The sequence below is a fragment of the Halobellus rufus genome, from assembly GCF_000739575.1.
Lineage (GTDB): Archaea > Halobacteriota > Halobacteria > Halobacteriales > Haloferacaceae > Haloquadratum > Haloquadratum rufum.
In genome coordinates, this window is sequence record NZ_BBJO01000014.1 from 61,501 (window position 1) to 74,145 (window position 12,645).

Genomic DNA, 12,645 nt, shown 5'->3' on the forward strand with positions numbered 1-12,645 from the left:
TCAGGTGTCGTTCCCGCGGAGGTACGCGAACTGGGCGTTCAGTTCCCGACGTCGCTGCCGCTTTATCACCGTCTCGTCGAGGACCGAGCCGACGACGGCGACGCCGAGTGAGAACTCCGTCTCCGCCTCCACTCTCGTCCCTCCGTCGACGGCGGTCACGGTGTAGGTGGTGTCCATTTCCTCGAAGATCCCCTCCTCTTGGCGGTACGCCAAGTCGGCGTCGGGGTCGTCGAACAGTTCGAGCGAGAGCTCGATGGTGGCCGGCCCGACGGCGTTTTCGATCGTGAGGTGCGATCCCTCGCGACGGACCGCGTCGAACCCCGCCGCACGCATAAACGGCTCGACCTCCCGCATCCGCTGGCGGACCGTAGCCGCGTCCTCGTCGAGGACCGCCGTCACTGAGACGCTCGTCATCGATTCGGGCTACTTCTTCGGGAGTTGGGCGACGAACTCGCCCGGTCCACGCCGTTCGACCTCGTACCCCTCGGCGTCGAAGGAATCGACTTCCGCCTGCATCTCGTAGAACAGCGGTTTCGGGTCGTGGTCGTTGACCAGTTCGAGCGTCTCGCCGCTCGCTAAGGACTCGAACGTATCGTGAATTTTCGGGTGTCGGTCCGCCGGCGGGACGTCCCTGAGATCGAGGGTCGTTGCTGCCATACGAACGAAGGTCGGTGTCGGACCCACGAGTTTCTTCGGACGAATATGTTCGGACCTCGACGGTCTGTCCGCGCACACCGCTACTCGACGTACAGCGAGTAGAGGATGACGCCGAACCCGGCCGTGGTGAAGAGGCTCTCGACGACGAGCGCGACGCTTGGATCCAGCGGCGAGAACTGGTCGACGACGCCCGCGAACAGGGCACCGACGGTCACGACGCCGAACCCAATGGTGAGCGCCCGGAGCGCGGCCGATCGGGTCCGCCGAAACGCCCTGAACGAGTAGAGGGTGATCGACCCCCCGAGCACGAGCGTCAGCGTTTTCAGCGCGACGGCGACCGGTGTCACGCTCATTCGATCCGCCTCCCTGACGCTGTCCCTGCTGCGTACATATAGTGGATGCCGATACTCGGCGGCGTGGCGTGTGTTTCGCGCCGAACATATTCGCCCTCGCTCACGCCGACTCGTCCTCGGTCGAGACGAACTCCTTGATGACCTTTCCCTCCGCGCGGTGGAGTTTCTCGCTCGTCGTCGACTTCGCGAGGCCGACCGCCTCCGCCAGTTCGGTGAGCGTGCTCGTCCGCGGCGTGTCGTAGTAGCCGCGCTCGACAGCCGTCTCGAGGAGGTCGTACTGCTCGTCGGTGAGGAGCGTCTGCGTGTCGATAGACTGCGTGATCGAGACGAGGTCGAACGGGATCCCGAACTGTTCGAGCAGCGCGCCGAGCTCGGAGAGCTTCTCCCGAGAGGCGGTCAGTTCGACGGTCACTTCGCCGTCGACGATGGTTATCGGGAGTTCCAGCGGGATCCCGGCTTCGCTCAGCGAGCGGATCAACAGCGGTTCCGTCGTCTCGAACTGCACGAGGGCTCGATCGGCCTGTGCTTCGAGGATCGTCACCGACGTGACGCTCTCGTAGCCGTCGATCGTCGTCACGATCGGCTCGATGTCCGCGGCGGTCACCTCGACGAGACCGACGCCGGCGTCGCCCGAGGGCATCGCGGCGAGCACCGTGAACTCGGCGTCGGGGTACTGCGAGGAGAGCGCGGAGACCCACACCTGTTCTGGGAGATCCAACGAGAGTGTCGCTCGGGGCATACCAGATGCTTGATCGAGCGCGGAGAGTAAAGTACCCACGAATATGTTCGCCACCGACTCACTCCGCCGGGAACGGCCGCGTCGTGTTTTCTGCGCGGGAGTCCACGCTCCGACTGTACTATGAACACGACGGACAATCGCGTCGAAGGCGGCAGCGAGCGGACACTCTCACGTCGCGGTGCGCTGCGGGCGCTCGGCGGGGCCGCGGCTGGCGGGGCGGTGCTCGGAGCCAGCGCGACAGGCGCACGGGCGCAGTCGTCCGGTGAGGACCTCGACTCGTGGCTCGGGGACGTCTCGAACTACGACGGCGTCGACGACCAGACGGGCAGCGGTTCGGTGGAAGTCGAAGTCGGTGCCGAGGCGAACGGCGGCGCGTTCGGGTTCGGCCCGGCCGCGATACGGATCGATCCGGGGACGACGGTCACGTGGTCGTGGACCGGGAAGGGCGGCTCGCACAACGTGGTCGACACCGACGGGAGCTTCGAGTCGGACCTCGTCGACTCCGCGGGCCACACGTTCGAGCACACCTTCGAGAGCGAGGGCACGTACACCTACTCCTGCGTGCCGCACGAGTCGATGGGGATGAAGGGAGCCGTCGTCGTCGGCGGCAGCGGCGGGGGCAGTGACGGCAGTGGAGGCGATGGAGGCGGCTCCGGGGCGGACCTCGCAGCCCCCTTCGGCGACGACGCGACGCGGAACGCGGGCGGGCTCGCGCTCGGCGGTGTGTTCGCGGCCGCGTTGGCGTCGCCGGGGCTCTTCGGCGCGTTCCTCTGGCTCAAAGAGCGCGGCGAGGAGTGACCCGCCGCCTCGGGGCCCGCGGTCAGTCCGGGCTGGTTTCCGCCCTGACTTCGCCCCACATGTCCGAGAGCTGGTCGGCGGCCGAGCGCGACGGCGAAACGACACTCAGTTCCAACTCGCCGTCCGAGCGCCTGACGACGACTTCCTCGAAGTCGATCACGTACCGCGCGGCGTCTGCGCGCTGTTGCTTCCGAAGGAGACCCGCTTCGACCATCGCTTCGAGCTTCTGATACGCTGTCGAACGGGGGATGTCGCACGCCTCGGCGATCTCCGCGGCCGTCAGTGGCCGGTCGAGAGACCGGAGGACGGTCCAGCACTGCTCGCTCGCGAGGGTGTCGAAAACCGTCTCGAAGTCGGGTTCGAGCGCGTTAGCGAGGGGGTTCGAGGACATCTCAGATCGTGTGGGTTCCGGCGCGGTCGGTTCGATATGCGGCTCTGTCGTCTGCGTTTGTAAACACTCCGCTCCGTACCCCACGTCGCATAGGCTGGTCTTGCCCCTCGGACGGGTTGCGCTCTGTCCCGAATATGTTCGATCCCGTCCACGGCCCCAAGAACCGAATCGACCTTATAGGGGGATTACTCCCCGAGGCCAACGTGTAATGACCACCTACGGTGCACCCGGTTCGACGATGTCTCGTCGCGAGTTCCTCGCTGCCAGCGGGAGCGCGGGACTCATCGGCGCGGCTGGCTGTACGGCACCGACGAACGAGCGGACGCGAACAGCGATGGGAGACGACGGAACCGCCGCAGCGACCCAGAACAGCTCACTCCCGGAGACCAGTCCCCCTGAGGTCGTCAACGTCGACGAACAGGGCGGGTCGGTGACGCTGAAATCGCGCCCCGCGCGACACACGGCGCACCCGCTGGAAACGATGGGCGGCCCGGTCGACATTCCCCAAGTGTGGGCGTTCCAGACGGAAGACGGCGACCCGAGCGTCCCCGGTCCGATCCTGCGAACGACCGAGGGCGAGGATATGGAGGTCACGCTGGACAACACTGAGGGGATGCGGCCGCACACGCTGCACTTCCACGGCGTCCGGAAGGCGTGGGCCGACGACGGCGTTCCCACGACGACGGGGATCCGCGTCGACCCCGGAGAGAAACACACCTACACGATCCCCGCGAACGTGCCCGGCACGCACCTGTATCACTGCCACTACCAGACGCACCGGCACATCGAGATGGGGATGTACGGGATCTTCCGCGTCGACCCCGAGGGCTACGAGCCCGCCGACCGGGAGTACTTCATGACCGTCAAGGACTGGGACTCCCGACTGCCGCGGCAGATGGCCGGCGAGGACGTGCGCTACGACCCCCGGAACCGCAACCCCGACATCTTCACCATCAACGGCAAGAGCGCGCCGCGGACGCTGCACCCCGAGGACGGGTCACCGATCATCGTCAGCGAGGGCGATCAGGTCCGGATCCACTTCGCGAACAACGGCTACATGAGCCACCCGCTTCACATCCAAACCATCGGTTCAAGCGGGTCGAGAAGGACGGCGGGCAGATTCCGGAGGCCGCCCAACACGAGATGGACGTCACCAACGTCGCGCCCGCGGAACGACACACGATCGAGTTCACCGCCGACGCCGAGCCGGGTATCTACCTGCTGCACTGTCACAAGGTGAACCACGTGATGAACGGCGGCTTCTACCCCGGCGGGATGCTCGGCGGCGTCGTCTACGAGAGCGCGATGGACACCGACATCTTCGCGCAGTTGATGGAGTACGCCGGCTACGAGGGATAGAAGGGACGGAGGTCGACGAATGCGACGTCGGCAAACGTCCTTCGCCGACGTCACGATCGGCGCGGATTCTCGCCGCGTTCGATCGGCCGAACATATTCGTCCGCACTGAGCCGCTTCGGGAACGGGCGGGACCGCTCTTTTGTGGGTGGCGTCTACGACCGCCCGTATGCAGATACGACGTAAGACAATCGCGAAAGTGATCGCCGTCGTGTTCATCTTCAACCTGGTGGTGATGGGCACGGGTGCGTGGTTCGCCTATCAGGAAGCGCCGCCGATCCCCGAGGAGGTCGTCGGTCCCGACGGCGACGTCGTCGTCACCGGTCAGGAGATCCGCGACGGCAAGCGGACGTTCCAGCGGAACGGGCTGATGAACCACGGCTCGATCCTCGGTAACGGTGCCTACTACGGGGCCGACTACACCGCCGACGCCCTGGAGTTGAAGGTCCAACACATGCGCGATTACTACGCGCAGGAGCGCTACGGCAGCGCGTACGCCGACCTCAGCTCCGAACGTCGAGCCGCGATCGCGGACGTGGTGAAGCAGGACCTCGAGGAGTCCTACGAAGGCGGCGCGATCGAGTACTCCGAGGCGGAGCTGTACGCGCACGAACAGGTTCGAGAGGAGTACGTGCAGCGGTACCACGAGGGCTCACACGAGCGAGGGGTGGGCGCGGGCACGATCGAGTCCGCCGAAGACGCCCGACAGTTCGCGGACTTCGCGATGTGGACCGCGTGGTTCTCTCACACCGACCGCCCGGGAAGCTCTCACTCCTACACCAACGACTGGCCGTACCAGCCCGGAGCGGGTAACGACGCCACGCCTGCCGCGATGACGTGGAGCGTCATCGCGATGGTGCTGCTCGTCGCCGGCGCGGGTGCCGGGATCTGGCTCTACCGAGCCGTCGAACTGCCAGAGCCCGAAGCGGCGGGCCTCTCGGTTCCCCAGCCCGGAGACGTCAGCGTCTTCCCGAGCCAGCGCGCCGCGCTCCGGTTCGTTCCGGTCGCCGCCGGGCTGTTCCTCGCGCAGGTCCTCTTGGGCGGCTTACTGGCGCACTTCTACATCGAACGCGCCGGGTTCTTCGGCGTCGAGGAGATCTTCGGCGTCCACATCCTGCAACTGCTCCCGTTCTCCATCGCGAAGACCTGGCACATCGACCTCGGGATCCTCTGGATCGCCGCGACGTGGTTGGGCGCGGGGCTGTACCTCCCGCCGCTCCTGACCGGACACGAGCCGAAGCGGCAGTCGACCTACGTCAACGGCCTGTTGGCCGCGATCGTCGTCGTCGTGGTCGGCGGCCTCGCGGGGATCTGGCTCGGATCGAACGGCTACTTCGGCGATCAGCTCTGGTGGCTCCTCGGCAACGAGGGCCTCGAGTACCTCGAGGTCGGGAAGATCTGGCAGTTCGGCATCCTCGCCGGGTTCGGCATCTGGGCCGTGCTGGCGATCCGTGGACTGAAACCGCTCTTGGACCGCGAACCGGTCTACGGGCTCGCGCACATGATCCTCTACGCCGGCGGATCGATCGCGCTGCTGTTCACCGCCGGGTTCCTCTTCACGCCCTCGACGAACATCGCAGTCACCGAGTTCTGGCGCTGGTGGGTCGTCCACATGTGGGTCGAGGGGGCCTTCGAGTTCTTCATCGTCGCCATCATCGGGCTCACGCTCGTCTCGATGAACCTACTCTCGCGGCGCAGCGCCGAGAAGGCCGTGATGCTGCAGGCGCTGCTCGTGATGGGGACCGGCGTCATCGGCGTCTCGCACCACTACTGGTGGGTCGGGATGCCCGATATGTGGGTGCCCATCGGGAGCGTGTTCTCGACGCTCGAACTCATCCCGCTGGTGTTCATCCTCTACGAGGCGCTGGGGCAGTACAGCGCGATGACGGTCGACGAGTTCCCCTACCGGCTCCCGTTCCTGTTCATCGTCGCCAGCGGCGTCTGGAACTTCGTCGGCGCGGGCGTCCTCGGCTTCTTCATCAACCTCCCGCTGATCAACTACTACGAGCACGGGACCTACCTCACCGTCGGCCACGCCCACGCCGCGATGTTCGGCGCGTTCGGGTTCCTCGCGCTCGGGATGGTGACGTACATGCTCCAGCTCTCGATCGATCCCGAGCGCTGGGACGGCTCGTGGCTCCGGGCGGCGTTCTGGTGCTGGAACGTCGGCCTCGCGCTGATGGTGTTCGTCTCCGTCCTGCCGGTCGGCTTCCTCCAGTTGGAAGCCGTGTTCACGCAGGGGTACGCCGCGGGACGAAGTCTGGCCTTCTACAACCAGCCGCTCGTCCAGAACCTCTTCTGGGCGCGACTCCCGGGTGACACCCTGATCATCGTCGGCACCGCGATCTACGCCGCTGACCTCCTCAGAAAGCGCTTCGTCCTCCGCCGCTCGGAGGACGACCCGTCAGTCGAGGATATGGCCGTCGCGGAGGGCGTCCTGAGCGACGACTGACGCCGACGGACGAACCGTTTCGCCCGGGTGATCTTTGTGCGTTCCACCCCCCGAACTCCCCCCTCCTGTGTGCCGTCTACTCGTCCATACTGGTGCATATGTGGCCTTCCGAGCGTACGGTGGCGTTAACAAAACGCCCGTCCGACGCAGATCCGGTATGGCGCTCATCGACTCCGCGATCGTGTTCGTCGTCAGTCTCCTCGTCGGCGGGCTCGGCATCTACGTCGGCGCGCGCATCGTCACGGGCGAATCCGACTACACGTACGCCATCGTGACCGCGTTGCTCGGTGCGATAATCTGGGCCGTCGTCGGCCTCCTCTTCGGCTGGATCCCGCTTCTCGGACCGCTTCTCGTCCTCGTCGCCTACGTCGCGGTGCTAAACTACAGGTACCCCGGCGGGTGGCTCAAAGCCGTCCTGATCGCGCTGGTCGCGTGGCTCGCGACGGTCGTGGTCCTGTACGTCCTCGCCGTCCTCGGGTTCGGCGGCTTCGAGGCCGTCGGTATCCCGGGCGCGTGAGACCGGGTCATCACCGCCGGATCGACGTCGCCTCGGGATCTGAGCCGTCAGCGCGTCCCCGAGGCTATCGGTGGGTGACGGCTCGAACAGCGCCGCTGCAGCACCGGTACTCGTTCTGACTATCCCGAACCGATTCGTACAGCAGAGGCGCGTCTGAGTAAACGTTCGACCCTGAATATGTTCGTCCGGTGTACAGGTGCGAAATAATCGCCGCCCGCTTATACCCGGTTCGGGGGCCTTCGTCCAACTGGAGGATGAAGGACAATGCTCGCTACGACCCGGCGACGGACGTTGAAAGCACTCGGCCTCGGAGGGGCCGCATCGCTCGCAGGCTGCGTTAGCTCCGCACCGACAGCCAACAACGCGGCCGCGACCCAAGAACCGACGGAGGCCGCCGCGGCGCAGTCTGTCGACGTCGACAGGATCGCCGCCGACCCGACCGACATTCCCGATCCGATCGATCGGGACTCGCCCGCGGAGGTCGACGTGACGCTGCACTCCGAGGAGGCGGTCGCCGAGATCGAGGACGGAGTCACGTTCACCTACATGACCTACAACGGGCAGGTTCCCGGCCCGTTCATCCGCGTCCGACAGGGTGACACGGTGAACCTGACGTTCGAGAACGACGAGTCGAACTCGCTGCCGCACAACGTGGACTTCCACGCGGTCGCCGGTCCCGGCGGCGGCGCGGAGGCGACGACGACCGCGCCCGGCGAGTCCGCCGAACTCCGGTTCAAGGCGACCTACCCCGGAGCGTACATCTACCACTGCGCCGTCCCGAACATGGACATGCACATCAGCGCGGGGATGTTCGGCATCATCCTCGTGGAACCGCCGGAGGGGATGCCCGAGGTCGACCACGAGATCTACATCGGCCAGCACGAGCTCTACACGGACAAACCGACCGGCGAGGAGGGCCACCACAAGTTCGATATGGACTCGATGCGCAGCGAGGAGCCCTGCTACGTGCTGATGAACGGCGAGAAGTACGCCTGGACGCCGAACGGGTACGGCCCCGCGGTGACCGCCGGGACCGACGAGACCGTCCGGGTGTTCTTCGTCGACGGCGGGCCGAACCTCTCCAGTAGCTTCCACCCGATCGGGAGCGTCTGGGAGACGCTGTACCCCGACGGATCGCTTAGCACGGAGCCGCAGACGCACATCCAGACGCGGCTCGTCCCGCCGGGCAGCACGACGGTCGCGACGATGAACTCGCCGGTCCCTGGCGACTTCAAACTCGTCGATCACTCGCTGTCGCGGGTCGCGCGCAAGGGCTGTATGGCGGTCGTCCGAGCGGAAGGCGAGGAGCGGCCGGACATCTTCGACGCCGACCCCGCCTGACCCGTCTCGGGCGCTGCGACCCGCCGTTGCCCGCCGACCGACCGCAGCGAGGCAAAGGTACTTTTCCGCGAGGATCCGAGAGCCGCTATGGTCCCCTTGGAGATGGGCTGGCGGCACCTGTTGTTCGAGAACTGGCCGGTCGATCCGGACCTGCTCGACGCGCACCTCCCGGCCGCGTTGGAGCCAGACCAGTTCGACGGCTCGGCGTGGCTCTCCGTGATCCCGTTCACGAACGTCGACGTCAGACCGAAGGGACTCCCTCACCGCCTCGGCGTTCGACTCCCCGAGATCAACGTCCGAACGTACGTCACCCGCGACGGCGTCCCCAGCGTCTACTTCTTCAGTCTGGACGCCCAAGGGGTCGCGAGCGTCGTCGGCGCGCGGCTGTTTCAGCACCTGCCGTACTACTACGCGCGGATCTCGCTCACCGGCGCGGACGGCAGCGTCGACTTCAGCAGTCGCCGCCGTCACCCCGGGGCGCGGCCCGCGCGCTACGAGGCCACCTACGGACCGACCGGCGAACCGTTCGAGGCACCCGCAGACCCCCTCGCGGCGTTCCTCGTCGAGCGGTACCGGTTCTACACCGAATCGCCCGCCGGCGACCTCCGGTACACCGACGTGAGCCACCATCCGTGGACGCTGTACCCGGCCGAGGCGAGCGTCGAGACCGACACGTTGCTGTCGGCCGACGGGTTCGATCGACCCGAGGAGGAGCCCGTGTACTTCTACAGCCCGGGGCTCGACGTCGTCGCCTCGCGGAGCAAACGGGCAGCCGAGGAGGTGTGAGATGGCCGACAGCGACCCCGATACCTCTGAGCACCCTGTCGTCCTCTTCGACGGCGTCTGTAACCTCTGCAACGGCGTCGTGAGCTTCCTGATCCCGCGCGATCCAGAGGGTCAGCTCCGGTTCGCGTCGCTGCAGTCGGAGGTCGGCCGCGCGCTCCTCGCGCGCCACCACCTCCCGGCCGACGACCTCGAAACCGTCGTGCTCGTGGATGGCGACAGCGCGTACACGAAATCAGACGCGGCGATCCGGATCGCGGAGCTGCTCGGGTGGCCCTACCGGCTTCTCACGGTCGGGTGGGCCGTCCCGCGCGGCGTACGCGACGGGCTCTACGACCTCGTCGCCGAGAACCGCTACGAGTGGTTCGGACGGAAAGATCAGTGTATGGTCCCCGACGAGGACGTCAGCCACCGGTTCCTCGATTAGTCGTCGGCGCGTCGGGCGAGGACGAGAAGCGCCGTGCTGGGTTCGCGCGCGACCGGAGAGATCTCGCGTTCCCCGGCGAAGCGAGCGACGTCGCCGACGTCCAAGGAGTGCGTCTCGTCGTCGAGGTCGAGGTCGACCGCGCCGTCGACGACGTAGAACACGATGTCCCTGCCGGGGTGAGTGTGCGGTGCGATCCGCTCGTCGGCGTCGAGCGAGAGCCGGACGGTCTTGGGTTCCGCCCCCGGAAAGACGGCTGCGTGCGGGTCGCCTTCGAGCGCCGAGAGGGATTCGACGGTAGCCATAGTCGGACCGAACGCGGCCAGCGTCCTAACCCTCTCGACGAACATATTCGCACCGTGGTCGTCGGAACGACGCGCCCCACTCGTCGGCGACCCCCGTTCGAGCCCGGTGACGCCCCACACCCGCGCTGTCAACGCTTTTGTTCCCGCCCCGACATCGACGGGTATGGACCTACACCTGGAGGGCGACTCGGCGCTCGTGACCGCGTCGAGCAGCGGCCTCGGGAAGGCCTCCGCGCGGGCGCTCGCTGCCGAGGGGGCGAACGTCGTGCTCAATGGACGAGACGAGGAACGCCTCGAAGCGGCCGTCGCTGAGGTCCGCGAGGACGCGGCCGCCGAGGCGAGAGTCGTCGGCCACGCGGCGGACCTGACCGACGCCGAGGCGGGCGAGTCGCTCGTCGAGCGGACCGTCGAGGAGTTCGGCGGCCTCGACCACCTCGTCACGTCCGCGGGCGGACCGCCGGCGAAACCCTTCCTCGAAACGACGGACGAGGAGTGGTACGCGGCGTTCGACGGGCTCGTGATGAGCGTCGTCCGGACCGTCAGGGCCGCCGAACCGCACCTCCGCGAGTCCGACCACGGAACCGTGGTCACCATCGCGTCGGTGAGCGTCAAGGAGGCCGTCGACGACCTCGTGCTCTCGAACGCCGTTCGGGCTGGCGTCGTCGGACTGGAGAAGACGCTCTCGAAGGAACTCGCCCCGGAGATCCGTGCGAACGCGGTTCTCCCGGGGACGCACGAGACCCCCCGCGTGGAGGCGCTCGTCGAACAGGGCGTGCGGGCGGGAGCGTACGACTCCTACGAGTCGGGGCTCGCGGATTGGGCCGGCGAGATCCCCGTCGGTCGGATCGGCGACCCGATGGAGTTGGGACGGACGGTCGCCTTCCTCTCGTCGCCGCAGTCGGCGTACATCTCGGGCACGGCGATCCCTATCGACGGCGGCGAGAGCGCGTCGAATCTATGAACACGGGGGCGGGGTTCCGATGACGCTCCGGGTCGACTGGCGCGTCAGCGTGGGCCTCGTCGGGACGATCCTCAAGTGGCTCTGGGTCCCGCTCTCGATGCCGCTCGCGGTCGCCCTGTACGACGGGACCCCGCTGCTGCCGTTCCTGATCCCGATGGCGGGCACCGCCGCCGTGGGTGCTGGCCTCGAACGGCTCCCGGAGACGCGCGAGCTACGGGCCAGAGAGGCGTTCCTGATGGTCGCGCTGACGTGGCTGAGCATCGCGCTCGTCGGGACGGTGCCCTTCCTGCTCGCGGGCAACGGCGTACTCGCCGCACCGGTCAACGCGCTCTTCGAGAGTATGAGCGGGATCACGACGACCGGCGCGACCGTGATCGTCGACTTCGGGGCGCACTCGCGGGCGATTCACCTGTGGCGCTCGACGCTGCAGTGGCTCGGCGGTCTCGGGATTCTCGTCCTCGCGACCGCGCTGCTCTCACAGCTCTCCGTCGGGGGCGCACAGCTGATGGAGACGGAGACGCAGACGCAGGACTTCAACAAGCTGACGCCGCGGATCTCCGAGACGGCGGCGGTCCTCTGGAAGCTCTACGTCGGCCTCACGGGCCTGATGATCGTCGTCCTCGTCGGGCTCCGCCTCGTCGGACTCGCCCCGGAGATGACGGTCTTCGACGCCGTGGCCCACGCCTTCACGGCGGTCTCGACGAGCGGGTTCTCTCCCCGCGGGGACAGCATCGCGGCCTTCTCCCCGGCGGTCCAGTGGGCGGTGATCCCGTTTATGGCGCTCGGTGCGACCAGCTTTATGCTGCTGTACTTCGTCCTGCAGGGGGACTTCTCGCGGCTTCGTCAGAGCGACGAGTTCCGGTTCTACCTCACGGTTCTCGGCGTGTTCACCGTCGGCATCGCCGCAGTGCTCCTCACTAGTGCATCACCGGTGTTCACCGCCGAGGAGACGCTCCGGCACTCGCTGTTTCAGGTCGTCTCGATCGTGACGACGACGGGCTATGCGAGCGTCGACTTCGACCTCTGGTCGCCGGCGGCGAAGCACCTGCTGTTCGTCGGGATGTTCATCGGGGGGATGGCCGGCAGCACGACCTGCTCGATCAAGGCGCTCCGCTGGCTGGTCGTGCTGAAGGCGTTCCGTCGGGACCTGTTCGTCGCGACGACGCCGAGCGCGATCCGTCCGGTCCGGCTGAGCGGGCGGGCCGTCGACGAGGAGACGGTCCGAGACATCTACGCGTACACGCTGGTGAGCCTCGTCTTCTTCATCCTCGGCACCGTGTTCGTCGTCGTCGACGCCTCGCGCGTGCAGGTCGCCGTCACCGAGTTCGAGGCGATGAGCGCGGTCGCGGCCACGTTCTTCAACGTCGGCCCCGCGTTCGGAATCGCCGGACCGCTCGCCAGCTACGAGCCGTTTCCGACGTCGACGAAGCTCGTGATGGTCTTTCTGATGTGGATGGGCCGAATCGAAATCATCCCGGTGCTCGTCCTCTTGACGCCCTCGTTCTGGCGCTCCTAGCGTCCGACGCCGCACGGTTCCCCCTACCCCGTTTTCGGCGCGAATCGGAACG

General features: G+C 67.0%; 14 protein-coding genes and 1 pseudogene. 9 read left to right on the forward strand and 6 right to left on the reverse strand.

Going from position 1 to position 12,645, the window contains the following annotated elements:
• From ACP99_RS06935 to ACP99_RS06950, 4 genes are all read right to left on the reverse strand, one after another.
• Positions 1-414, reverse strand: a complete 414-nt coding sequence (locus ACP99_RS06935; RefSeq protein WP_049985905.1) for a hypothetical protein — start codon at positions 412-414, stop codon at positions 1-3.
• A gap of 9 nt (positions 415-423) precedes the next feature.
• On the reverse strand, positions 424-657 hold the full coding sequence (locus ACP99_RS06940) for a DUF2249 domain-containing protein (RefSeq protein WP_049985906.1): 234 nt from the start codon (positions 655-657) through the stop codon (positions 424-426).
• Between the two features lie 80 nt (positions 658-737).
• Positions 738-1,010 carry a DUF7521 family protein gene (locus tag ACP99_RS06945; protein ID WP_049985907.1) on the reverse strand — a complete coding sequence of 91 codons (273 nt, stop codon included), beginning with the start codon at positions 1,008-1,010 and terminating at the stop codon, positions 738-740.
• A 100-nt stretch (positions 1,011-1,110) separates the two neighbouring features.
• Complete coding sequence (locus ACP99_RS06950) at positions 1,111-1,749, reverse strand: helix-turn-helix domain-containing protein (RefSeq protein WP_049985908.1); 639 nt, start codon at positions 1,747-1,749, stop codon at positions 1,111-1,113.
• Positions 1,750-1,869: 120 nt separating this feature from the next.
• On the opposite strand from ACP99_RS06950, the gene ACP99_RS06955 reads away from it, so the two are divergent.
• The gene (locus ACP99_RS06955) at positions 1,870-2,547 is read left to right on the forward strand and encodes a halocyanin domain-containing protein (RefSeq protein WP_049985909.1); all 678 of its coding nucleotides are present in this window, start codon (positions 1,870-1,872) and stop codon (positions 2,545-2,547) included.
• Between the two features lie 22 nt (positions 2,548-2,569).
• Here the strand turns inward: ACP99_RS06955 and ACP99_RS06960 are convergent, their stop codons facing one another.
• Positions 2,570-2,938 carry a winged helix-turn-helix domain-containing protein gene (locus ACP99_RS06960; protein WP_049985910.1) on the reverse strand — a complete coding sequence of 123 codons (369 nt, stop codon included), beginning with the start codon at positions 2,936-2,938 and terminating at the stop codon, positions 2,570-2,572.
• 208 nt (positions 2,939-3,146) lie between these two features.
• Between ACP99_RS06960 and ACP99_RS06965 the strand changes: the two are divergent.
• The 6 genes and pseudogenes from ACP99_RS06965 (at position 3,147) to ACP99_RS06990 (ending at position 9,814) form a co-directional block, all read left to right on the forward strand.
• Positions 3,147-4,297, forward strand: a pseudogene (locus tag ACP99_RS06965) (multicopper oxidase domain-containing protein).
• A 166-nt stretch (positions 4,298-4,463) separates the two neighbouring features.
• Entirely contained in the window at positions 4,464-6,746 is a 2,283-nt protein-coding gene (locus ACP99_RS06970; protein WP_049985911.1) for a nitric-oxide reductase large subunit, read from the forward strand.
• Positions 6,747-6,903: 157 nt separating this feature from the next.
• Complete coding sequence (locus tag ACP99_RS06975) at positions 6,904-7,263, forward strand: hypothetical protein (protein WP_049985912.1); 360 nt, start codon at positions 6,904-6,906, stop codon at positions 7,261-7,263.
• Between the two features lie 264 nt (positions 7,264-7,527).
• The gene (gene nirK, locus ACP99_RS06980) at positions 7,528-8,604 is read left to right on the forward strand and encodes a copper-containing nitrite reductase (protein WP_049985913.1); all 1,077 of its coding nucleotides are present in this window, start codon (positions 7,528-7,530) and stop codon (positions 8,602-8,604) included.
• Between the two features lie 87 nt (positions 8,605-8,691).
• Positions 8,692-9,390, forward strand: coding sequence for a YqjF family protein (locus tag ACP99_RS06985; protein WP_231554232.1), 699 nt, complete (start codon positions 8,692-8,694; stop codon positions 9,388-9,390).
• 1 nt (position 9,391) lies between these two features.
• Complete coding sequence (locus tag ACP99_RS06990) at positions 9,392-9,814, forward strand: thiol-disulfide oxidoreductase DCC family protein (protein ID WP_049985914.1); 423 nt, start codon at positions 9,392-9,394, stop codon at positions 9,812-9,814.
• Here the strand turns inward: ACP99_RS06990 and ACP99_RS06995 are convergent.
• Positions 9,811-10,116: a cupin domain-containing protein gene (locus tag ACP99_RS06995; RefSeq protein ID WP_049986181.1), complete on the reverse strand. Its 306-nt coding sequence runs from the start codon at positions 10,114-10,116 to the stop codon at positions 9,811-9,813. The two genes, ACP99_RS06990 and ACP99_RS06995, sit on opposite strands and share 4 nt — an antisense overlap.
• A gap of 163 nt (positions 10,117-10,279) precedes the next feature.
• Between ACP99_RS06995 and ACP99_RS07000 the strand changes: the two genes are divergently transcribed.
• Positions 10,280-11,077, forward strand: coding sequence for an SDR family oxidoreductase (locus tag ACP99_RS07000; RefSeq protein WP_049985915.1), 798 nt, complete (start codon positions 10,280-10,282; stop codon positions 11,075-11,077).
• 19 nt (positions 11,078-11,096) lie between these two features.
• Positions 11,097-12,593, forward strand: coding sequence for a TrkH family potassium uptake protein (locus ACP99_RS07005; RefSeq protein WP_049985916.1), 1,497 nt, complete (start codon positions 11,097-11,099; stop codon positions 12,591-12,593).
• Positions 12,594-12,645 lie beyond the last annotated feature (52 nt).